A 20,962-nucleotide genomic window follows, 5' to 3' on the forward strand; every position below is an offset into this window, starting at 1 on the left:
AAAACAGCCGTGTTCAGATGTGCCGGATCACGCCAGATGCGTGCCCCGGATCAGACCTGGAGCGTCCTCGGCTTGTACGACGGCCGCTTGGCCTCGTACGCGGCGATGTCGGCCTCGTTCTGGAGGGTGATGGAGATGTCGTCCAGCCCGTTCAGCAGCCGCCAGCGGGAGTTCTCGTCCAGCTCGAAGGAGGCGGTGACGCCCTCGGCGCGGACCTCGCGGGCCTCCAGGTCGACCGTGATCTCGGCCTCGGGGTCGTTCTCCGTGAGCTCCTGCAGCGCCTCCACGATCTTCTGGTCCAGGACCACCGTGAGCAGGCCGTTCTTCAGCGAGTTACCGCGGAAGATGTCGGCGAAGCGGGAGGAGATCACGGCCTTGAAGCCGTAGTTCTGCAGCGCCCAGACCGCGTGCTCACGGGAGGAGCCGGTGCCGAAGTCGGGGCCGGCGACCAGAACCGTGGCGCCCCGGCGCTCGGGACGGTTGAGGACGAAGTTCTCGTCCTTGCGCCAGGCCTCGAACAGACCGTCCTCGAAGCCGTCCCTGGTGACCTTCTTGAGCCAGTGAGCAGGGATGATCTGGTCGGTGTCGACGTTGGAGCGGCGCAGCGGGACGGCCCGGCCGGTGTGCGTGGTGAATGCTTCCATGGCTGATCAGACTCCAGCGGGCGTACGAGCGTCGGACAGGTCGGCCGGGGAGGCCAGGTGGCCCAGGACGGCCGTGGCGGCCGCGACCTGCGGGGACACCAGGTGGGTACGCCCGCCCTTGCCCTGCCGGCCCTCGAAGTTGCGGTTGGAGGTGGACGCGGAGCGCTCGCCCGGGGCCAGCTGGTCGGGGTTCATGCCGAGGCACATCGAGCAGCCCGCGTGCCGCCATTCGGCGCCGGCCTCCTTGAAGACCACGTCCAGGCCCTCGGAGACGGCCTGCAGACCGACCCGGGCGGAGCCGGGGACGACCAGCATCCGTACGCCGTCGGCGACTTTGCGGTCCTTGAGGATCTCGGCGGCGGCGCGCAGGTCCTCGATGCGGCCGTTGGTGCAGGAGCCTACGAAGACGGTGTCCACGTTGATGGAGCGCAGCGACCGGCCGGCCTCCAACCCCATGTACTCCAGGGCCTTTTCGGCGGCGAGGCGCTCCGAAGCGTCTTCGTACGAAGCCGGGTCGGGGACGTCGGCCGAAAGCGGCGCGCCCTGGCCGGGGTTGGTGCCCCAGGTGACGAACGGCGAGAGGGCGGCGGCGTCGATGTGCACCTCGGCGTCGAATTCCGCGTCCGCGTCCGTCTTCAGGGTCTTCCAGTACGCGACGGCGGCGTCCCAGTCCTCGCCCTCGGGGGCGTGGGCGCGGCCCTTGATGTACGCGAAGGTGGTCTCGTCGGGGGCGATCATGCCCGCGCGGGCGCCGGCCTCGATCGACATGTTGCAGATGGTCATCCGGGCCTCCATCGAGAGCTTCTCGATGGCGGAGCCGCGGTACTCCAGGATGTAGCCCTGGCCGCCGCCGGTACCGATCTTGGCGATGATCGCCAGGATCAGGTCCTTGGCGGTGACGCCGTCGGGCAGCTCGCCGTCGACCGTGATGGCCATGGTCTTCGGGCGGGCCAGCGGCAGCGTCTGGGTGGCCAGCACGTGCTCCACCTGGGAGGTGCCGATGCCGAACGCGAGCGCGCCGAACGCGCCGTGCGTCGAGGTGTGCGAGTCACCGCAGACGACCGTGGTGCCCGGCTGGGTCAGGCCCAGCTGCGGGCCGACGACGTGCACGACACCCTGCTCGACGTCGCCCAGCGGGTGCAGCCGGACGCCGAACTCGGCGCAGTTCTTGCGCAGCGTCTCCAGCTGGACCCGGGAGACCGGGTCCGCGATGGGCTTGTCGATGTCGAGGGTCGGGGTGTTGTGGTCCTCGGTCGCGATGGTGAGGTCGAGGCGCCGCACCTGGCGGCCGTTCTGCCGCAGCCCGTCGAAGGCCTGCGGGCTGGTCACCTCGTGCAGCAGGTGCAGATCGATGAAGAGGAGGTCGGGCTCGCCCTCGGCGCGCCGGACGACGTGGTCGTCCCAGACCTTCTCCGCGAGTGTCCTACCCATCGCTTTCCCTCCGGCCGGCAAACGTCCACCGGCCCAACTAGAGATCCTGAGGAGCGGCGGCTGCCCTTCACGAGGGCCCCTGAAGTCGTGATTCCGGGCGTCCGCCGCCGGGCCCGTTGGTCCGCGGGCCACTGTGTCTCTCCAGGGTGGCGCGTTCCACGGAAAATTGAACTTGCGTTTCACAGAGTGAGACGTGAGTATCGTTGCATGGACAACAGTAGCGGCGTCGGCGTTCTGGACAAGGCGGCCCTTGTCCTCAGCGCTCTGGAGTCCGGTCCGGCCACCCTCGCGGGTCTGGTCGGGGCCACCGGACTGGCACGACCCACGGCCCATCGGCTGGCCGTGGCTCTGGAACACCACCGCATGGTGGCACGCGACATGCAGGGCCGTTTCATTCTCGGGCCCCGACTCGCGGAACTGGCCGCGGCGGCCGGCGAGGACCGCCTGCTCGCGACGGCGGGCCCGGTGCTCACGCATCTCCGTGACATCACCGGAGAGAGCGCGCAGCTCTATCGCCGTCAGGGCGACATGCGTATCTGCGTCGCCGCCGCGGAACGCCTGTCCGGTCTTCGGGACACGGTCCCGGTCGGCTCCACGCTCACGATGAAGGCCGGTTCCTCGGCGCAGATCCTGATGGCCTGGGAGGAGCCGGAGCGGCTGCACCGCGGCCTCCAAGGGGCGCGCTTCACTGCGACGGCCCTCTCGGGCGTCCGCCGCCGCGGCTGGGCCCAGTCCATCGGCGAGCGCGAGCCGGGCGTGGCTTCGGTGTCGGCGCCGGTGCGGGGGCCGTCGAACCGCGTGGTGGCCGCCGTCTCCGTCTCCGGTCCGATCGAGCGGCTGACCCGGCACCCGGGCCGGATGCATGCGCAGGCCGTGATCGACGCGGCATCCCGCCTCTCCGAGGCGCTTCGCCGTTCCGGCTGACAAAAGAGAGCTCCCGTCAAGGAGAGGCCGGCCTCAACGCCGCGGCAGGCCTCTTCCCTGCGGGAGTGGAGCGCCCCGTCAGGGGCGCGGGGAACTGCGCGACCAGCCGTATGCGGCCCGCACTCGCCCAGTGACCGTCGCCCCCACGGCGCAGAGACTGCCGCCGCCCGTCGTCGGCCGACTGCCGCGCCGTCGTGGCTGGTCGCGCAGTTCCCCGCGCCCCTACGGGGCGCTCCGATAGGCGAACCGGTCCTTGCCGTACCGGCCCCGCCGCTCCACCGGCACCACCCCGCTCGCCGCGCCCAGCCCGAACTCCGGCATGTCGAAGTAGATCGACTCGTACGAGCCCTCGGGGGCGATGTATGTCTCGTGCCACAGGCCCACGTGCTGGCGCAGCTTCCCCGCCCGTTCCTTGCGGTTCAGGGCGGCCCACATTCCGTGGTGGAGCATGTCCGGCGAGCTCGCGTACGCGTACAGCTTCTCCTTCGACTCCCAGTACTGGACGACGTAGTACGTCCGCGGCGATGCCGTCAGCAGGACGTGTCCCAGCAGCCCCCGGTCGGGGTTCCGTGCCAGCTCCCGCAGCATGCGGAGCATGGCGCGCATGACCGGGAACCAGTGGTGCACCGCCCAGAAGTGGTTGATCCGCATGCCGATGAGCAGCACCACCACATCACCCTCGGCCGCCGCGGTGGTGCGGCCCGCTACCGGTTTCGCGAACATGACGTTCCCCCTCGTCAGATAGCGTCACTATCCTTCCGGCGATGATTGGATAGTGGCACTTACCAAGGAGAGGCGCAAGACATGCGGCTTGCCCAGTTGAGCGAGCGCAGCGGGGTGTCCGCCGCGACGATCAAGTACTACCTGCGCGAAGGGCTGTTGCCGCCGGGCCGCCAGGTCAACGCGACGACGGCCGAGTACGACGAGGAGCATCTGCGCCGGCTGCGGCTGGTGCGGGCGATGATCCAGGTCGGCCGGGTGCCCGTGGCGAAGGTGCGCGAGGTGCTGGGGCACGTGGACGACGACTCCCTGGGCCGCTCGATCCGCCTGGGCGCGGCACTGTGGGCGCTGCCGCAGGTGCCGGAGCCGGACGCGGACGACGAGTACGTCCAGGCCGCACACCACGAGGTGACCGCACTCCTCGACCGGCTCGGCTGGGAGAACGCCAAACAGCTCACGACCATCTCCCCCGCGTACCGCTCACTGGTCGTGGCGGTGGCCGCGTTCCGCCGGCTCGGCTACGACTGGGGGGCCGAACTGCTCGCGCCGTACGCCGAGTTGATGCACCGGACGGCCGTCCTCGACCTGGACAACCTGGAGGCACGGCCGTCGGACGCGGAGCGGGTCGAGTTCGCGGTCCTGGGCGCGAGCCTCAACGAGCCGGCGCTCCAGGCGCTGCACCGGCTGGCCCAGGAGGAGGAGTCGGCGCGGCGGTACGGCTTCGAGTAGGCCGCCGTACGGCACGGCGAAGGCCCCCCGCCGTGGCGGAGGGCCTTCTGTGTGTACCCCCGACCGGATTCGAACCGGCGCTACCGCCTTGAGAGGGCGGCGTGCTAGGCCGCTACACAACGGGGGCGTGGACACTGCGCGCGTTTAATGTACAACGCCGCAGGTCCGAGCTGGTCTACCTGGACTCGAACCAAGACTAACTGAACCAGAATCAGTCGTGCTGCCAATTACACCATAGACCAATGTGGTTTAGACCAGTTCGTACCCCCGACCGGATTCGAACCGGCGCTACCGCCTTGAGAGGGCGGCGTGCTAGGCCGCTACACAACGGGGGCCCTAGCGATCATCCGTGGATGATCTCCGTACCCCCGACCGGATTCGAACCGGCGCTACTGCCTTGAGAGGGCAGCGTGCTAGGCCGCTACACAACGGGGGCTTTGCAGATGAGCTCTGCGAGCTGGCCTACCTGGACTCGAACCAAGACTAACTGAACCAGAATCAGTCGTGCTGCCAATTACACCATAGGCCACTGGAACGCAAGCCCCTGAGGGGGTCTCGTTCTAGTTTTGCTCCTCCGGTTCCGGCCTTTCGGCCCGCTCCCCGGCGGCGCAGGAAGAACATTACCCGAAGGTGGACGGGGCTCCAAAACGGGTATCCGCGCGGAGGATCGCGGGCAGTTCGGCGAGCGACGCGATCCGGTGCGGTCCGACGGGTGCGTCGGCCCTGGTGGACGGTCCACGGCGGTCGATCCACACCGACAGCAGCCCGGCGTCGGCGGCACCGCGCCCGTCGATCTCCGGGTGGTCGCCGACGTACGCCACCTCGTGCGGGGCGAGTTCCAGCGCGTCGCAGGCCGCCAGGAAGGCGCCGGCCTCGGGCTTGGAGACGCCCAGTTCGGCCGCGCACAGGATGACCTCGAAGCGCTCGTGCACCCCGAGGGCGCGCAGTTTGCGGTCCTGGACGTGGAGGCTGGAGTTGGACAGCACGGCGTGCCGGTGGCTGGCCTCGAGCGCGTCCAGCACCGGCAGGACGTCCGGGAAGAGGGCCCAGACGGCCTCGTAGTGCGTCCGGTACCGGCGAAACCAGTCGTCGGCGTCGGCGTCGCTCAGCGCAGTGCCCAGGAACACCCGCACCCGGTCCCGCCGCTGCCCCTCGAAGCTCGCCTCGCCCGCCGAGAACCGCGCCCACTGCTCGTCGGTGACCTCCCGCCACCGCACCAGCGCCGCCTCCGCGCTCTCCCACCCCGAGAGCAGCCCCTCCGCCGCCAGATGCGCCCGCATGCCCTCGCGGTCGGCGGTCGTGTAGTCGAAGAGAGTGTCGTCCACGTCCCAGACCACGGCCCTGATCGTCATGACACCGACCGTACTCTCCGTGCGCCGTCAGCCGAGGGTCGTGGTGCCGGTCAGGGTCAGGTTCCGGCCCTGGCCGTCACGGGGACGGGCGGTGAGCTTCCAGGTGTACCTGCCGGACGCGGCGGTGCCGCCGCCGACGACCGTGCCGTCCCAGGCCGGGCGTACGGCCGCGCCCGTGGAGGCGCCGGTGAGGGTGCGCACGACCTTGCCCGAGGGCGTGGCGAGCGTCAGGGTCCAGGTGGACGGCTTGTTCAGCTGCCACACCGGTGACCACGGGGTCGACCTGCCGATTCCGGACGGCGAGGGGACCTGTGCCTCCATCTGGGCGAGCGGCGAGGTGGGGACGCGGCTGGGGACGATCCACACCTGGTCGTAGCGGCCGAGGTAGGCGATCTGGCCGCCGAACCGGTCCACGGCCCAACGGCCGTTGCTCGCGCCGGTGTTCAGGTCGGTCGTGGGCAGCACGGCCACGACACGGGTCTTCGCGGTACCGGTGTGGACGTCGGTGAGCAGCAGTTGGTGCGTGGTCCGGTTCTCGCGCACCAGGAAGCCGTCACCGAGGCGGGCCGGGGAGGGTCCCGCGGGCACGCGGATGTCGCGCTTGGCCGCCCGGTCGTAGACCCCGGCCGGTCCGGACGGGCCGCAGCTCCAGTAGAGCCTGCTGTCGACGGCCTGGATGTCGGTGGGCACGCACCGGGCGCCGGTGGTGACCGTGGTGGTGGTCCTGCCCGTCTTCAGGTCGTGGCCGGTGATCGACCCCTTGGTGCTGCCGGGCGTCCACAGGACCTGGCCCCACAGGGCCGCGGTGGTGCGGGTCCGGCTGAGCGCGGTCTTTCCGGACGTGGCGCCGCGCGGGAAGTCCTCGACCTGCTGCACGCCGGGCGTACCGCCGTTGTAGAGGACGTAGCGGCCGGTGCCGCCCGCGATGCGACCGCCGGAGTCGCCCGTGTCCACGCTCGGCGAGGAGCCGGTGTCGAGGCCGGTTCGCAGCACGTTCTCGTGGCCGAGGGGGTCGGTGGACAGGACGGCGACACTGCCGTCGCCGAGTGCCTCCAGCTGCGGGCAGGCGGTGTCGCCCGGGAGGCAGGCCACGTCGGCCAGGACGGGGCTGCGCGGGGCCTGGGGGCCGACCGGGCTCCCGGAGGCGTCCAGCGCGAAGCTGGAGATCCGGTGGCCGCGGTTCTGCCTGCCGTCGAGGAACAGCTCGCCCCCGGCCATGGCCAGCCCCTCGACCCGTTCCCGTTCGGGCGGGGCCGGGGCCGCCTTCCGGGTGGCGGTGCCGCCGGCCGCGGTGGGGGTGATGCGGTAGATGTTCCAGTCGACGTTGGAGGTGCCGGCGGTGGCGAGCGCGCCGCCGTCCGGGGTCGGGGCCATGCCTCCGGAGGAGTCCGCGAGGACGGTGCTGGTCTCGCCGGTGGTCAGCGAGCGGGCCATCAGCGCGGGCTTGGTGCCGCCCTGCAAGGGCTGGTTGCCGGTGAGGAGCTGGTCACCGACGACGGCCACCATCTCGGCGCCCCAGTGCAGCATCTGGGTGGGCTGGGTGCCCGGGGCGGCGTCGACGGGGATGTACCTCCAGTCGGCGACCAGCCAGCGGTCGTTGAAGCGGACCGGCGGATCGGCGGCCACCCCCGTGACGTAGGTGCGGAAGGTGCCGTCGCTCAGGTCCACGAGGCCCACGGAGGTCGTGCCGTCCAGGGTGTAGACGAGGGCGGCCCGGCGGACCGAGCCGCCCGGAAGGTAACCCGTCGGCACGGCGCCCGCGGGGAGTCCGGTCACCGGGAGGTCGGTGGTGGAGCCGTTCGCCGCGGCGCGCAGGACGTGCGGGGTGCCGGAGACGTCCTGGGTGAGCACGCTCCAGCCGGAGGCGGTCCGGTAGGTCTGGCCGGCCGGGATGGTGACGGTGGCCTGCACTCCGGTGGAGCGGTGCCGCTGCGTGACCTGGGCGCCCTCGTCCCACGTACTGACCACGTCGGTGCCGGTGGCCAGGAGGTCCGGGCCGGCGTGCGCGGGCGGGACGAAGCCCGGGTAGTCGACCCAGGTGCCGGTGTTCACGGCGTCCCGCGGCTCCCACCGGAAGCCGGACGCCCCCGCCCACAGGTAGGACACGACGGTCGGCTCCTCCGACCGGAACATGACGAAACCGGCCGGCGGCAGCACGTCCGCGGGCCCGGCCTGCGCGGGCGAGGCCGCTCCGGCGCAGGTCAGCGCCACCACTGCGGCGACGACGGCTGTGGCCGGTCTTCGCGAACGGATCACTTCGTCTCGTGAACGGGTCACGTCCCCCACCCCCTGCACAGGCCGCGCATGCACATCATGCGCACAGGAAACATCCAACGTGCGCCCGGGAAGCGGGACTTGGCCGCCGGGGTGAACTCCGGGAGACGGCCCGGGAACGTGTGAGGGGCGGCGACCGGTGTCCAGGTCGCCGCCCCTCACACGAGCGGGACTGCTACGCGGCCAGCTTCGCCAGCGCCGCGTCGATCCGGGCCAGCGTCTTCTCCTTGCCCAGGACCTCCAGGGACTCGAAGAGCGGCAGGCCGACCGTGCGGCCGGTGACGGCCACCCGGACCGGGGCCTGGGCCTTGCCGAGCTTGAGGCCGTGGGCCTCGCCGGCGGCCAGGACGGCCTCCTTCAGCGACTCGGGGGAGGTCCAGTCGGCCGACTCCAGCTTCTCGCGGGCCGTGGCCAGGAGGGCGTCGCTGCCCTCCTTCATCGCCTTGGTCCAGGAGGGCTCGTCGACGACCGGCTCCGCCAGGAACAGGAAGTCGACGTTGTCGGTGATCTCCGACAGGACCTTCAGCCGGGTCTGGGCGTGCGGGGCGATCGCCGCCCACTTGGCCTCGTCGAAGTCCTCCGGGGCCCAGGGGGCGAAGGGGGCCTTCAGCCAGGGGGCGCAGCGCTCCGTGAAGTCCTTCACATCCAGCATGCGGATGTGGTCGGCGTTGATCGCCTCGCACTTCTTGAGGTCGAAGCGGGCCGGGTTGGGCTGGACGTCCGCGACGTCGAAGGCCGCGACCATCTCGTCGACCGAGAAGATGTCCTGGTCGGCCGAGAGCGACCAGCCCAGCAGGGAGAGGTAGTTGAGCAGGCCCTCGGGGAGGAAGCCGCGCTCGCGGTAGAGGTTGAGGGACGACTCCGGGTCGCGCTTCGACAGCTTCTTGTTGCCCTCGCCCATGACGTAGGGGAGGTGGCCGAAGTCCGGGATCCGCTGGGCGATGCCGAGCTCGGTCAGCGCCTTGTAGAGGGCGATCTGGCGGGGGGTGGAGGAGAGCAGGTCCTCGCCGCGCAGGACGTGGGTGATCTCCATCAGGGCGTCGTCGACCGGGTTGACCAGCGTGTACAGCGGGGCGCCGTTCGCGCGGACGATGCCGTAGTCCGGGACGTTCTCCGGGGTGAAGGTCAGCTCGCCGCGGACCAGGTCCGTGAAGGTGATCGTCTCGTCGGGCATCCGGAAGCGGACGATGGGGGTACGGCCCTGGGCCTGGTACTCCTCGACCTGCGCGGCCGTGAGGTCGCGGCAGTGGCCGTCGTAGCCGGACGGCTTGCCGGCGGCGCGGGCGGCCTCGCGGCGGGTGTCCAGCTCCTCCTGGGAGCAGTAGCAGTGGTAGGCGTGGCCGGCGTCGAGGAGCTTCTGCGCGACGTCCTTGTAGATGTCCATCCGCTGCGACTGGCGGTACGGCGCGTGCGGGCCGCCGACCTCGGGGCCCTCGTCCCAGTCGAAGCCCAGCCAGCGCATCGCGTCGAGCAGCTGGTTGTACGACTCCTCGGAGTCGCGGGCCGCGTCGGTGTCCTCGATGCGGAAGACCAGGGTGCCCTTGTGGTGCCGGGCGAACGCCCAGTTGAACAGGGCGGTGCGGACCAGGCCCACATGGGGGTTACCGGTGGGCGACGGACAGAAACGTACGCGAACGGGGGAGCCTGCTGCGCTAGCCACGCTTGACAACCTTGTTGGTGAGAGTGCCGATGCCTTCGATGGTGACGGCGACCTCGTCGCCGACGTTGAGGGGGCCGACCCCTGCCGGGGTGCCGGTGAGGATGACGTCGCCGGGGAGCAGCGTCATCGCCTCGGTGATGTTGACGATCAGGTCCTCGATGGAGTGGATCATCTCGCTCGTCCGGCCGAGCTGGCGCTGTTCGCCGTTGACCGTGAGCTGGATCGTCAGGTCGGACGCGGTGGCGAGGTCCAGGTCGGTCTCCACCCAGGGGCCGAGCGGGCAGGAGGTGTCGAAGCCCTTGGCCCGGGCCCACTGCTTCTCGCGCTTCTGGACGTCGCGCGCGGTGACGTCGTTGGCGCAGGTGTAACCGAAGATCACGTCCGCCACGCGCTCACGCGGGACCTCGCGGCACATACGGCCGATGACCACGGCCAGTTCGGCCTCGTGGTGGAGGTCCTGGGAGAACGGGGGGTACTGGATCTCGTCGCCGTGGCCGATCACCGAGGTGGACGGCTTGAAGAAGGCGAAGGGGACGTCCGGGACCTCGTTGCCCAGCTCCTTCGCGTGCTCCGCGTAGTTGCGGCCGTAGGCCACGACCTTGTTGGGGAGCACCGGCGGGAGCAGCCGGACCTTGCTCAGCGGGACCTTGGTCCCGGAGAGTTCGAAGTCCGTGAACGGAATGCCCTTGATGATGTCGAGGACGAGTTCGTCCTGCTTGTCGCCCTCGACGGCGCCGAAGGCGACGTTCCCGTCGATGGAGAACCTGGCGATGCGCACGGGATCCTTGCGCCCCTCACTGAGCCGGCTGGAGTCTGACGCTCCAGGCTAACGCGGTGAGGAGCGGCCGCCGTGGAATAACCCGGTGGGCGGGTGAACGCCGGGGGCTGAGTGAACGGCGGCCCTGGCCCGTACTACTCGGCGACCGAGGTCCCGGCCGGGATCTCCATGAGAACGGTGCGCCGGGGGTTGGCGGTCTGGGCGGGGAGGTCGAGGGAGTGCTCGGGGAGCTCCGGGGTCTGCAGTTCCTCGGCGTCCTTGAGGTGGGCGAGGGTGGTGCGCCGGGGGTTGGCTATGTTGCGGAACATCATCGTCGTCTTCACGGTTGTCGTTGACCCCGTCATGTGTGGGTTGGCAGAGACTTCCCTCTTGTAAAGCGCCAGGCTAAACATCGAATTCCCGGCGGAAGCCGCCAAGTGGCTGTGATCCGCGTGTGAGTTTGCTCACGAAGGCAAGGCCAAAACGGTCATTCCGGGCCGACAACTCACCGCTACGAAACGGACATTGACGAACTGAACCTGTCATTCCGCTCCTGATCATGGCGACTGGGACACGCCTCGCGCACTCGCGACTGGCAGGCATACGCCCGTTATGTACGTGATCGGCTTCGACATCTCGTAACGTGTCACTCACACGCTGTCACGGAGGTCACAGCTCGGCCCACGGCCCTTGTTGGAGATCCGGCACTGTGCTGGAATTCCACGGAACCGCCGCAGGATCGAGCCGGCGCGCAGGGGGCGCACAGCAGCGCCGGGTGGCGGCGAGACAGGGGGAGCCAGCGCCGGTCACACTCACGACCAACAGGGGGCGTATTCAGGGCGCTCCCCCCTACAACGCCGACACCGTGTCCTTCCGTTCAGCGGAGGGGTGCCTGGTCCAGAGGTTGCGACGCTAGTGCAGGGACGATTCAAGAGGGATGGCAGCGCTTCGGCAGAGCCGGAGGCGCACGGCGGGACCGACCGCGGTTCCTCGCCCCAGCACGCCCAGAACCCGGGCCCGGCTCCGGCCGGTGGTGTTGGTGACGGCGGTGAGCGCCCAGGGCGCCCCGCCGTATCGGCGTCTTCGGGGTCCACGGGCCCCCAGCCGACCGCCACACCGGCACCCACGGTCAAGCCCCCGAAGGGCCCGTCCAACCCCGGTTCGCGCGTGGCACTGCGCAACTGGCGCATCTCCACGCGCCTGGTGTCGCTGCTCGCGCTCCCCGTGGTGGCGGCGACGACGCTGGGCGCGGTGCGCATCAACCAGTCGCTCGACGACATCCAGCAGCTCGACAACATGAAGCTGCTGACCGACATGACCAAGCAGGCCACCGAACTGGCCCAGGCGCTCCAGGACGAGCGCGACCAGTCGGCGGGTCCGCTGGCGCACGGTGCGTCGACCAGCAACGTGGCGGTCAAGGGTCTCGAGGAGAAGACCGACCAGGCCCGCGAGAACTTCCTCAACGCCTCCGAGGAAATCGACACCGCGAGCAAGAACGGTCAGCTCCAGGGTGTCCGTGACAGCCTCGTCGGTCTGGCCGGCCAGCTGGACGACCTGGCGAAGATCCGCAAGGACGCCTACCAGCAGCAGCGGAACTCGACCCAGACGGTCGAGGCCTACCACCGGCTGATCACCCAGCTGATCGACCTCTCGCAGGACATGGCGCAGGCCTCCAGCAACTCGGAGATGATCCAGCGCACCCGCGCCCTGGCGGCGTTCTCCACCGCCAAGGAGTACGCGTCCGTGCAGCGAGCGGTCATCGCCGCGGCCCTGCCGGCCAACAACACCTCCGCCGGCGACCTCTCCGAGAACGACCGGCTGTACGCCGAGTCGGCCCAGGAGAGCGAGACCTCCGAGCTGACGATCTTCCGGAAGATCTACGCCGGCAACGCCTCCTCGCTGCTCAGCCCGATCGACGGCGGCAACCCGACGATCGAGTCGGCGGACACCTACGCCAAGCGCGCCCTCGGCGCCCAGAACGGTCTGAACGAGCTCTCCAAGCGGTCGTACCGCGACTGGGTGGACGACAGCTCGACCAAGATCGAGCAGATGCAGAAGATCGAGCACACGCTGCTCGAGGACATGGAGCAGAAGGCCCGCGAGCTGCGCTCCTCCTCCGAGCAGGAGGCGATCCTCTCCGGTGCGCTGATCCTGCTCGTCCTCGGCGTGTCGCTGGTCGGCGCCTTCGTCGTGGCCCGCTCCATGATCCGCTCGCTGCGCCGCCTCCAGGAGACCGCCACCAAGGTCGCCCAGGACCGGCTGCCCGAGCTGGTCAAGCAGCTCTCCGAGTCCGACCCGCAGGACGTCGACACGTCCGTGGAGTCGGTCGGTGTGCACTCCCGGGACGAGATCGGCCAGGTGGCCGCGGCCTTCGACGACGTGCACCGCGAGGCGGTCCGTCTCGCCGCCGAGCAGGCCCTGCTGCGGGGCAACGTCAACGCGATGTTCACCAACCTCTCGCGCCGCTCCCAGGGCCTCATCCAGCGTCAGCTCTCGCTCATCTCCGAACTGGAGTCCCGCGAGGCCGACCCGGACCAGCTGTCCTCCCTCTTCAAGCTCGACCACCTCGCGACCCGTATGCGCCGGAACGGTGAAAACCTTCTGGTCCTCGCCGGTGAGGAGCCCGGCCGCCGCTGGACCCGCCCGGTCCCGCTGGTCGACGTGCTCCGCGCCGCCGCCTCCGAGGTGGAGCAGTACGAGCGCATCGAACTGGCCGCCGTGCCGACCACCGAAGTGGCCGGCCGCGTGGTCAACGACCTCGTGCACCTGCTCGCCGAGCTCCTCGAGAACGCCACGTCGTTCTCCTCTCCGCAGACCAAGGTCAAGGTCACCGGTCACGCCCTGCCCGACGGCCGGGTGCTGATCGAGATCCACGACACCGGTATCGGCCTCTCCCCCGAGGACCTCGCGGCGATCAACGAGCGGCTCGCCTCGCCGCCCACCGTGGATGTCTCGGTCTCCCGCCGCATGGGTCTGTTCGTGGTCGGCCGGCTGTCGCAGCGCCACGGCATCCGCATCCAGCTGCGCCCGTCCGACTCCGGTGGTACGACCGCGCTGGTCATGCTCCCGGTCGATGTCGCCCAGGGCGGCAAGAAGCCCGCTCCCGGCAAGCCCGGCGCCCCGGCGCCGACCGGCGGTCCGGCCGCCGCGCAGGCCGCGGCCGGTGCGGCAGCGGCCCGCCGGGGCAACGGCCAGGGCGGCGCTGCCGGTTCGCTCGGCGCGGGTGCCCCCGCCCCGGCCCTCGGCGGCGGTGCCGGCGGAGCCGGACCGCGTGGTGGTGCCCTCGGTTCCGGCGGGCCCTCCGGTGGCGGACTGCTCGGTGCCGGTGCCGGTCCGCGCGGCCAGGTCGGTGCGGGCCAGGGTCCCCGGGCGGCACTGCCCGGCGCGGGCCCGAACGGCGGCCGCCCGGGTGCGCAGGGCGGCGCGCGGGGTCCGCAGGGTCCCCAGCAGGGCGGTCGGCCGACCGCCGGTGCGGGTGCCTTCGGCGCCCAGGACGCGTTCGGCAACAGGCAGGACGCCTTCGGAGGCCAGGACGCCTTCGGTGGTCAGGATGCCTTCGGCAACCGTGGCCCGGTCCCGCCGCAGCGCTCCGCGAACTCCTCCGACCAGGGCCGTCAGCCCCAGCTGCCGCCGCGCGGTGGCCCGCGGGCCGAGCTGCCCGGCGGCAACCCGCAGGCGGGCCGGCCCAGCTGGAGCGACGAGAACGCCCAGCCGCCGCTCTCCCGCGCCTCGCTGGACACTCCGCGCGGCCATGATGAGCAGGACCCGACCCGGACGGCGTCGATGCCCCGCATCGACGACCGGCAGGACCTGGGCGCGACCTCGCAGATGCCCGCGATCCCGCAGAACCCGTCGTCCACCGGCGAGTTCCCGCGCCCGGACTTCACCGCGGGCCCCCAGAACACGGGCTCGTTCCCGCGCCCGGGTGTGAACGGCCAGCAGGACACCGGTTCCTTCCCCCGGCCGGGCATGAACGGCCAGCAGGACACCGGCTCGTTCCCGCGGCCCGGCAGCAACGGCCAGCAGGACTCTGGGCAGTTCGTCCGCTCCGACGTGTTCGGCACGCCGGCGCAGCCGAACGGCTCCCAGAACACCGGGCAGTTCGCCGCTCCGCAGGCCTACGACAACGGCTCCACCGGCCAGTTCGGCACGCCGTCCTTCGACAGCGGCTCCACCGGGCAGCACTCCCTGCCCGGCCGCCAGAACGGCTACGCGAGCAACGGCCAGCACCTCAACGGCAGCAACGGCAACGGCAACGGCCAGCACAACCCGGGCCAGTTCGAGCGTCCGGGGACCAACGGCCGCGGCATCGACTTCGGCGCGGCCCAGCGCCCGCCGGTCCCGCCCGCGATGCCCGCCCGCCAGGAGCCCGAGGCGCTGCCGCCGGCCAGCGGTCCCGGTGACGGTCGTACCCCGCTGTACGACACGCTGGAGACCAACTGGTTCCACGGCGGCCAGCAGGAGCAGCAGCAGCGCCCGCAGAGCAACGGCAACGGCTCGGCGTCGATCCCGCCGGTGCCCTCCCAGCCGCCGGCCCCCACAGCCGCGGCCCCCCAGCGTCCCGCCCAGGCGGCCTGGCGCACCTCGCCCAACGACGACCTCGTCCGGCAGGCGGAGCGCGTACGGCAGCCGGCGGCGGGCGGTGTCACCACCTCCGGTCTGCCGCGTCGGGTCCCACGGGCGAACCTCGTGCCGGGCACGGCTCAGCAGCAACAGCACCACACCGGTCCGGCTGTCTCGCGTGCGCCTGACGACGTGCGCGGCCGCCTGACCAATCTCCGTCGGGGTATCGCGCAGGGTCGGCAGGCCAGTCCTGGCCCCCAGACCGGCAGCTTCCCGAGCCCCACTCACCAGCAGGAGCGTTAGTTGAGTCCGATGAGCCAGGCGGCACAGAACCTCAACTGGTTGATCACCAACTTCGTGGACAACACCCCAGGTGTGTCCCACACCGTCGTCGTGTCCGCCGACGGTCTCCTTCTGGCGATGTCCGAAGGCTTCCCGCGTGACCGTGCCGACCAGCTGGCGGCGGTCGCGTCCGGGCTCACCTCGCTGACCGCCGGGGCCTCCCGGATCTTCGAGGGCGGCACCGTGGCGCAGACCGTCGTCGAGATGGAACGCGGCTTTCTCTTCCTGATGTCCATCTCCGACGGCTCGTCCCTCGCCGTTCTGGCCCACCCGGAGTGCGACATCGGCCTCGTCGGCTACGAGATGGCACTGCTGGTCGACCGCGCGGGCGCGGTGCTCACGCCCGACCTGCGCGCCGAACTGCAAGGCAGTCTGCTCCACTGACAGCCTGGATCCAACCCACCTCACCAAATCACCGTCCGGCCGCCACAATCCCCCCACCGGCCACGTCCGACGGCACGACTGACCGACTTGCTGTCCCGCCCGGAGGAACGATGACCCCGCCCACCGCCTCTCATGATCCGTACGCGGAGCCGTACGGGGACGAGGGCGACCAGCCGCTGGTACGTCCTTACGCGATGACCGGCGGCCGGACCCGGCCGCGCTACCAGCTCGCCATCGAGGCGCTGATCAGCACCACGGCCGACCCGGCAGCACTCATGGGGCTGCTCCCGGAGCACCAGCGCATCTGCCACCTCTGCCGTGAGGTGAAGTCGGTGGCCGAGGTCTCCGCGCTGCTCGCCATGCCGCTGGGTGTGGCCCGGATCCTGGTGGCCGACCTCGCCGAGGCCGGCCTGGTCGCCATCCACCAGCCGGGCGGCGACGAGAACAACGGCGGCGCTCCTGACGTGACGCTGCTCGAAAGGGTGCTCAGTGGACTTCGCAAGCTCTGACGGAGGCCGGGCCACCACCTCCGCGAAGATCGTGGTGGCGGGCGGCTTCGGCGTCGGCAAGACCACGTTCGTGGGAGCGGTCTCCGAGATCAACCCGCTGCGCACGGAGGCCGTGATGACGTCCGCCTCGGCGGGCATCGACGACCTGACCCACACCGGGGACAAGACCACCACCACGGTGGCCATGGACTTCGGCCGTATCACGCTCGACCAGGACCTGATCCTGTACCTGTTCGGCACCCCCGGCCAGGACCGTTTCTGGTTCATGTGGGACGACCTGGTGCGCGGCGCGATCGGCGCCGTCGTCCTGGTCGACACCCGGCGCCTCGCCGACTGCTTCCCCGCGGTCGACTACTTCGAGAACAGCGGGCTGCCGTTCGTCATAGCCCTGAACGGCTTCGACGGGCACCAGCCCTACACGCCGGAAGAGGTGCGCGAGGCGCTGCAGATCGGACCGGACGCCCCCATCATCACGACGGACGCCCGGCATCGCGCCGACGCGAAGAGCGCGCTGATCACACTGGTGGAGCACGCCCTCATGGCACGGCTGCGGTAGCGGCCGGACCGCATCCAAGTGCGACGTCGTGTACGACAGTTGTCGTAAGGAAACCGGAGCCGGCTGTGGCCTTTGACACGGTCGGCTCCGGTGTTCATAACGTTTCGGCAGAGGAATCCAGTGGCATCGCCACGCGTCGCGGTCAGGCGGTACCACTGCGCTCACAACGGCCCCGCCTTTTGGCGGGGCTCGCTCTTTATGACCGTTTTATCTGGGGCTTACATCAGCGTACTCCGCAGGTTTCCGGTGTTTGGAAGTGCGCAGGCCCCCGTGCTGGAATGCCTGAACTGCCCAATAGTCAAAGACGTACTGAGTAGTGGTCTGCGACACACCGGGCTCTGAGAGACTGCGGCACGACGACAGGTGCCCGCCGCCGAGAGGTTGTTGGTCGAGTGAGGCGAAGCAAGAACGGTCCCGAGCCGTCGGCACGGGGCAACTTCACCCCGCCGCCGCGCGCTGCGGCGCCCACCCCTGTGCCAGCCGCGGAACCACCGGCCGCGCCCGCGAAGAGCGGCGGCCGTTTCTCACCGCGGAACTGGCGAGTACCGACCAGGCTGAACGCGATTCTGCTCATACCCGTGGCCGTCGGCCTGGTCATGGGCGGTTTCCAGGTGAAGAGTTCCATCGACACCTGGCAGGAGGCCCGCGACGCGGAGAACACCGCGCGCCTGGTCCGCGCCGCCCTCACCTACGGTGACGCTCTCTACAACGAGCGTGACGTCAGCGCGGCGCCGCTGCTCCTGAACAAGAACAAGGCCACCGTCACCGCGGCGCGCGCGGAGACCGACAAGGCCGCCGACGCCTTCGACGCCGCCGCGCAGAACATGCCCCAGAAAGCCGGCCTCGAACGCCGGCTGAAGCTGTTCCGCGAGGCCGAGCCCAGTCTCACGAACCTCCGCGCCGCGGCGTACACCACCAAGCTCACCGGTGTGCAGACCGAAGAGGGTTACACCCAGATCGCCCACCCGCTGATGGAGTTCGCCAACGAGCTCGGTCTGGGCACCGGAAACATCACCTCCTACGGCCGCACCGTCTACGCCATCTCGCTCACCAAGGCGGCGCTGTCGCTGGAGCGGTCGATCGGCATGCACCTGCTGATCAAGCCGGGGCCCGACGCCGGGAACCTGGCCACGCAGCGGGTCGCCCTCTCGTCGTACGCCTATCTCGAGGGCATCGCCGTCGAGGAGTACGTCGGCGGTGGCACCGAGGCCGACGCGCAGAAGCTCACCGACCTCGAGAAGAAGATCAAGACCGACGGCGCGGCGATGGTCCAGGCGGCCAAGGCCAAGGACCCGAACTACGTGGCCCCGCCGTCCAGCACCACCACGATGGTCTCGGCGCTCGCGACGCTGAAGGACACCGACCCGAGCACCCGGCAGGCGCTGGCCACCCAGGGCATCACCGCCGAGAACTGGTGGGCGGTCAACACACTCAAGTACAACGCCTACCGCACGATCGAGTCGGACATGGCCGACAAGGCGGTGAGCGAGGCCTCCGGTATCGCCGACGACGCCAAGACCTCCGCGTTCATCACCGGTGCCGCGGTCGTGGTCGCCCTGCTCGCCGCGTTCATCCTGGCCGGCATGGTGGCCCGCCAGATGTCCCGCTCGATGCGCCAGCTGCGCAACGCCGCCTTCGGCATCGCCGAGCAGCGCCTGCCGATGCTGGTCGACCAGCTCTCCCGCACCGACCCGGGCCGGGTCGACACCCGGGTGGCGCCGATCCCCATCAGCACGACCGACGAGATCGGCGAAGTCGCCCGCGCCTTCGACCAGGTCCACCGCGAGGCCGTCCGGCTCGCCGCCGAGCAGGCCCTGCTGCGGGGCAACATCAACGCGATCTTCACCAACCTGTCGCGCCGCAACCAGTCGCTGATCGAGGGCCAGCTGACCCTGATCACCGACCTGGAGAACAACGAGGCCGACCCGGACCAGCTGGAGAACCTCTTCAAGCTGGACCACCTCGCGACCCGTATGCGCCGCAACGGCGAGAACCTCCTGGTCCTCGCCGGCGAGGAGCCCGGCCGCCGCTGGGACCAGCCGGTCCCGCTGGTCGACGTGCTGCGCGCCGCCTCCTCCGAGGTGGAGCAGTACGAGCGCATCGAGCTCTCCGGCGTCCCGGAGGCCGAGATCCACGGCCGCGCGGTCACCGACCTCGTGCACCTGCTCGCCGAGCTCCTGGAGAACGCGACCACGTTCTCCTCCCCGCAGACCAAGGTCCGCGTCACCGCGACCCGTCTCCCCGACGGCCGCGTCATGATCGAGATCCACGACAAGGGCATCGGCCTCACCGCCGAGGACTTCGCGGACATCAACCACAAGCTGGCCAACCCGCCGACCGTGGACGCCGCGATCTCCCAGCGCATGGGCCTCTTCGTGGTCGGCCGCCTCTCCGACCGGCACGGCATCCGTGTTCAGCTCCGTCCCTCGGGCGAGCAGGCCGGCACCACCTCGCTGGTCATGCTGCCGGACGCGATCACGCACGGCGGTGGCGGCGAACAGCCGCTGGAGCGCGACGAGTTCACGGTCTCGCAGATCATCCCGGAGCAGCAGTACCAGGCGGAGAACTTCGCCCAGCCGCAGCTCCAGCCGATGCGCACGGCGGCCGAGCTCGGCTTCGACGACAGCCGTTACGTGGAAGTCCCCGACGACATCCGCGACCTCGACCCCGTGGGCCGCTCCCTGATGCGCGACGAGCGCCGGGCGGCCCTGGAGGCCCAGACGGGCGCCCCGCAGGCCGCACAGGCCCCGCAGGAGACCTCCGAGATCCCGGCGTACGTCGACGAGTTCGACGCCGGCCGGCAGGACTACGACACCGGCGCCACCGGCTTCCAGGAGCAGCCCGCGGGCTACGACGCGCAGCCGTCGTACCAGGAGCAGTCGCAGAGCACGTACGACGAGCAGTACTACGCGCCGAACGGCGGCCTGCCGCAGAACGACCCGTTCTCCGTCAACGGCGGCTACCCCGAGCCCGCCTATCCGGAGCCGGTGCAGGAGGAGCCCGCGGCCGCGCAGGCCGCCGCCCCCGACGCGTTCCCGGCATTCGGGGACCAGCCCTACCAGGACGACTGGCCCCAGCAGGACAGTTACCAGAACGGTTACCCGGCCCAGTACGCTCCGGAAGCGGAGTCGCCGCAGGCCGGTGACGTGGACGAGCGGAACCGCGTAGGCTTCGACCGTCCGGGAGGGGCCCCCTCCGCCGGTCACCAGCTGACCGACGCCGGGCTGCCCCGCCGGGGCTCCGCCGCCGGTACGGCCGGCTCGAACGGCGCGGGTCCCGTGCAGCAGGCCGCGGCCCCGGCACCGGCGGCTGCCGCTCCGGCGGCCTCGGCTCCGGAAGCGGGCGGCAACGACGCCTGGCGTTCCCAGAACGACGAGCGTTGGCAGCAGGCCTCGGCGCTGCGCAAGCCCAAGGCGGGCGGGGTCACCTCCTCCGGTCTGCCGAGGCGGGTCCCCAAGGCCAACCTGGTCGAGGGAGCCGCCGCGAGCACCCCTCAGGGAGGCCCACAGGTCTCCCGCTCCCCGGAGGACATCCGGGGCAGGCTGAGCAACCTGCGTCAGGGCGTCCAGCGCGGACGCAGCGCAGGCAGTGAAACGAACGGCCAGGGCTTCGGTCCTGACAGCACCTACAACCAGGAGCGTTAGTGTGAGCCCGATGAGCCAGGCGGCACAGAACCTGAACTGGTTGATCACCAACTTCGTGGACAACACCCCGGGGGTGTCCCACACGGTGGTGGTCTCCGCCGACGGACTCCTTCTGGCGATGTCCGAAGGCTTCCCCCGCGACCGCGCCGACCAGCTCGCGGCCGTCGCCTCCGGTCTGACGTCTCTGACGGCAGGCGCCTCCCGGATCTTCGAGGGCGGCAGCGTGAATCAGACGGTTGTGGAGATGGAGCGGGGATTCCTGTTCATCATGTCCGTATCCGACGGTTCCTCGCTGGCGGTACTGGCCCACCCGGAGGCCGATATCGGCCTCATTGGGTACGAGATGGCCCTTTTGGTGGACCGCGCGGGCACGGTACTTACCCCGGATCTGCGCCAGGAACTCCAAGGAAGCCTTCTCAACTAATAGTCAGACGGTGCGTTTTGGCGTCCCGGGGTCGTAAGGTTTCGGGACG

Annotated in this window: 16 protein-coding genes and 5 tRNA genes; 8 read left to right on the forward strand and 13 right to left on the reverse strand. The window is 70.5% G+C overall.

What is annotated here, in order from left to right; all coding sequences use genetic code 11:
- Window positions 1–50 precede the first annotated feature (50 nt).
- Together leuD and leuC are read right to left on the reverse strand one after the other, a co-directional pair.
- Complete coding sequence (gene leuD / locus AB0D85_RS27550; RefSeq protein ID WP_362325506.1) at window positions 51–644, reverse strand: 3-isopropylmalate dehydratase small subunit; 594 nt, start codon at window positions 642–644, stop codon at window positions 51–53.
- A 6-nt stretch (window positions 645–650) separates the two neighbouring features.
- Window positions 651–2,075: a 3-isopropylmalate dehydratase large subunit gene (leuC, locus tag AB0D85_RS27555; protein WP_362325509.1), complete on the reverse strand. Its 1,425-nt coding sequence runs from the start codon at window positions 2,073–2,075 to the stop codon at window positions 651–653.
- 207 nt (window positions 2,076–2,282) lie between these two features.
- On the opposite strand from leuC, the gene ndgR reads away from it, so the two are divergent.
- A complete protein-coding gene (gene ndgR, locus AB0D85_RS27560) occupies window positions 2,283–2,999 on the forward strand; it encodes an IclR family transcriptional regulator NdgR (protein ID WP_362325512.1) in 717 nt (238 codons plus the stop codon).
- Window positions 3,000–3,221: 222 nt separating this feature from the next.
- Here the strand turns inward: ndgR and AB0D85_RS27565 are convergent, their stop codons facing one another.
- A complete protein-coding gene (locus tag AB0D85_RS27565; protein ID WP_362325515.1) occupies window positions 3,222–3,722 on the reverse strand; it encodes a DUF4188 domain-containing protein in 501 nt (166 codons plus the stop codon).
- Between the two features lie 81 nt (window positions 3,723–3,803).
- Here AB0D85_RS27565 and AB0D85_RS27570 point away from each other — a divergent pair, with 81 nt between their 5' ends.
- Window positions 3,804–4,448, forward strand: a complete 645-nt coding sequence (locus AB0D85_RS27570; protein WP_362325518.1) for a MerR family transcriptional regulator — start codon at window positions 3,804–3,806, stop codon at window positions 4,446–4,448.
- 54 nt (window positions 4,449–4,502) lie between these two features.
- On the opposite strand, the gene AB0D85_RS27575 is transcribed toward AB0D85_RS27570, so the two are convergent.
- The 10 genes from AB0D85_RS27575 to AB0D85_RS27620 form a co-directional block, all read right to left on the reverse strand.
- Window positions 4,503–4,575: transfer RNA gene (locus AB0D85_RS27575), tRNA-Glu, on the reverse strand.
- A 43-nt stretch (window positions 4,576–4,618) separates the two neighbouring features.
- Window positions 4,619–4,690, reverse strand: a tRNA-Gln gene (locus AB0D85_RS27580).
- A 20-nt stretch (window positions 4,691–4,710) separates the two neighbouring features.
- Window positions 4,711–4,783, reverse strand: a tRNA-Glu gene (locus AB0D85_RS27585).
- A 28-nt stretch (window positions 4,784–4,811) separates the two neighbouring features.
- Window positions 4,812–4,884 (reverse strand) — tRNA-Glu (locus AB0D85_RS27590).
- Between the two features lie 21 nt (window positions 4,885–4,905).
- Window positions 4,906–4,977: transfer RNA gene (locus AB0D85_RS27595), tRNA-Gln, on the reverse strand.
- A gap of 91 nt (window positions 4,978–5,068) precedes the next feature.
- Window positions 5,069–5,800: an HAD family hydrolase gene (locus tag AB0D85_RS27600; protein ID WP_362325521.1), complete on the reverse strand. Its 732-nt coding sequence runs from the start codon at window positions 5,798–5,800 to the stop codon at window positions 5,069–5,071.
- A 27-nt stretch (window positions 5,801–5,827) separates the two neighbouring features.
- Window positions 5,828–8,077, reverse strand: a complete 2,250-nt coding sequence (locus AB0D85_RS27605) for a hypothetical protein (protein WP_362325524.1) — start codon at window positions 8,075–8,077, stop codon at window positions 5,828–5,830.
- Window positions 8,078–8,249: 172 nt separating this feature from the next.
- Window positions 8,250–9,734: a glutamate--tRNA ligase gene (gene gltX, locus AB0D85_RS27610; RefSeq protein ID WP_362325527.1), complete on the reverse strand. Its 1,485-nt coding sequence runs from the start codon at window positions 9,732–9,734 to the stop codon at window positions 8,250–8,252.
- Complete coding sequence (locus tag AB0D85_RS27615) at window positions 9,727–10,512, reverse strand: fumarylacetoacetate hydrolase family protein (protein ID WP_362325530.1); 786 nt, start codon at window positions 10,510–10,512, stop codon at window positions 9,727–9,729. Before AB0D85_RS27615 ends, gltX begins: the two co-directional genes overlap by 8 nt.
- 134 nt (window positions 10,513–10,646) lie before the next feature.
- Complete coding sequence (locus tag AB0D85_RS27620) at window positions 10,647–10,835, reverse strand: hypothetical protein (RefSeq protein ID WP_362325533.1); 189 nt, start codon at window positions 10,833–10,835, stop codon at window positions 10,647–10,649.
- A 571-nt stretch (window positions 10,836–11,406) separates the two neighbouring features.
- Here AB0D85_RS27620 and AB0D85_RS27625 point away from each other — a divergent pair.
- From AB0D85_RS27625 to AB0D85_RS27650, 6 genes are all read left to right on the forward strand, one after another.
- On the forward strand, window positions 11,407–15,357 hold the full coding sequence (locus AB0D85_RS27625; RefSeq protein ID WP_362325536.1) for a nitrate- and nitrite sensing domain-containing protein: 3,951 nt from the start codon (window positions 11,407–11,409) through the stop codon (window positions 15,355–15,357).
- 9 nt (window positions 15,358–15,366) lie between these two features.
- Window positions 15,367–15,780, forward strand: coding sequence for a roadblock/LC7 domain-containing protein (locus AB0D85_RS27630; RefSeq protein ID WP_037654657.1), 414 nt, complete (start codon window positions 15,367–15,369; stop codon window positions 15,778–15,780).
- A 110-nt stretch (window positions 15,781–15,890) separates the two neighbouring features.
- The gene (locus tag AB0D85_RS27635; RefSeq protein ID WP_019058642.1) at window positions 15,891–16,289 is read left to right on the forward strand and encodes a DUF742 domain-containing protein; all 399 of its coding nucleotides are present in this window, start codon (window positions 15,891–15,893) and stop codon (window positions 16,287–16,289) included.
- Window positions 16,270–16,845, forward strand: a complete 576-nt coding sequence (locus AB0D85_RS27640) for an ATP/GTP-binding protein (protein WP_046729249.1) — start codon at window positions 16,270–16,272, stop codon at window positions 16,843–16,845. Before AB0D85_RS27635 ends, AB0D85_RS27640 begins: the two co-directional genes overlap by 20 nt.
- A gap of 392 nt (window positions 16,846–17,237) precedes the next feature.
- On the forward strand, window positions 17,238–20,489 hold the full coding sequence (locus tag AB0D85_RS27645; RefSeq protein WP_362325541.1) for a nitrate- and nitrite sensing domain-containing protein: 3,252 nt from the start codon (window positions 17,238–17,240) through the stop codon (window positions 20,487–20,489).
- 10 nt (window positions 20,490–20,499) lie between these two features.
- The gene (locus tag AB0D85_RS27650; protein WP_093825739.1) at window positions 20,500–20,913 is read left to right on the forward strand and encodes a roadblock/LC7 domain-containing protein; all 414 of its coding nucleotides are present in this window, start codon (window positions 20,500–20,502) and stop codon (window positions 20,911–20,913) included.
- The last annotated feature ends 49 nt before the right edge of the window (window positions 20,914–20,962 follow it).

Origin of the sequence: Streptomyces sp. NPDC048277 (assembly GCF_040652235.1) — a bacterium.
Lineage (GTDB): Bacteria > Actinomycetota > Actinomycetes > Streptomycetales > Streptomycetaceae > Streptomyces.

Bases quoted from the DNA above. Each gene is read 5' to 3' on its own strand.
- leuD (WP_362325506.1), bottom strand. From the start codon at position 644: ATGGAAGCATTCACCACGCACACCGGCCGGGCCGTCCCGCTGCGCCGC.
- leuC (WP_362325509.1), bottom strand. From the start codon at position 2,075: ATGGGTAGGACACTCGCGGAGAAGGTCTGGGACGACCACGTCGTCCGG.
- ndgR (WP_362325512.1), top strand. From the start codon at position 2,283: ATGGACAACAGTAGCGGCGTCGGCGTTCTGGACAAGGCGGCCCTTGTC.
- AB0D85_RS27565 (WP_362325515.1), bottom strand. From the start codon at position 3,722: ATGTTCGCGAAACCGGTAGCGGGCCGCACCACCGCGGCGGCCGAGGGT.
- AB0D85_RS27570 (WP_362325518.1), top strand. From the start codon at position 3,804: ATGCGGCTTGCCCAGTTGAGCGAGCGCAGCGGGGTGTCCGCCGCGACG.
- AB0D85_RS27600 (WP_362325521.1), bottom strand. From the start codon at position 5,800: ATGACGATCAGGGCCGTGGTCTGGGACGTGGACGACACTCTCTTCGAC.
- AB0D85_RS27630 (WP_037654657.1), top strand. From the start codon at position 15,367: ATGAGCCAGGCGGCACAGAACCTCAACTGGTTGATCACCAACTTCGTG.
- AB0D85_RS27635 (WP_019058642.1), top strand. From the start codon at position 15,891: ATGACCCCGCCCACCGCCTCTCATGATCCGTACGCGGAGCCGTACGGG.
- AB0D85_RS27650 (WP_093825739.1), top strand. From the start codon at position 20,500: ATGAGCCAGGCGGCACAGAACCTGAACTGGTTGATCACCAACTTCGTG.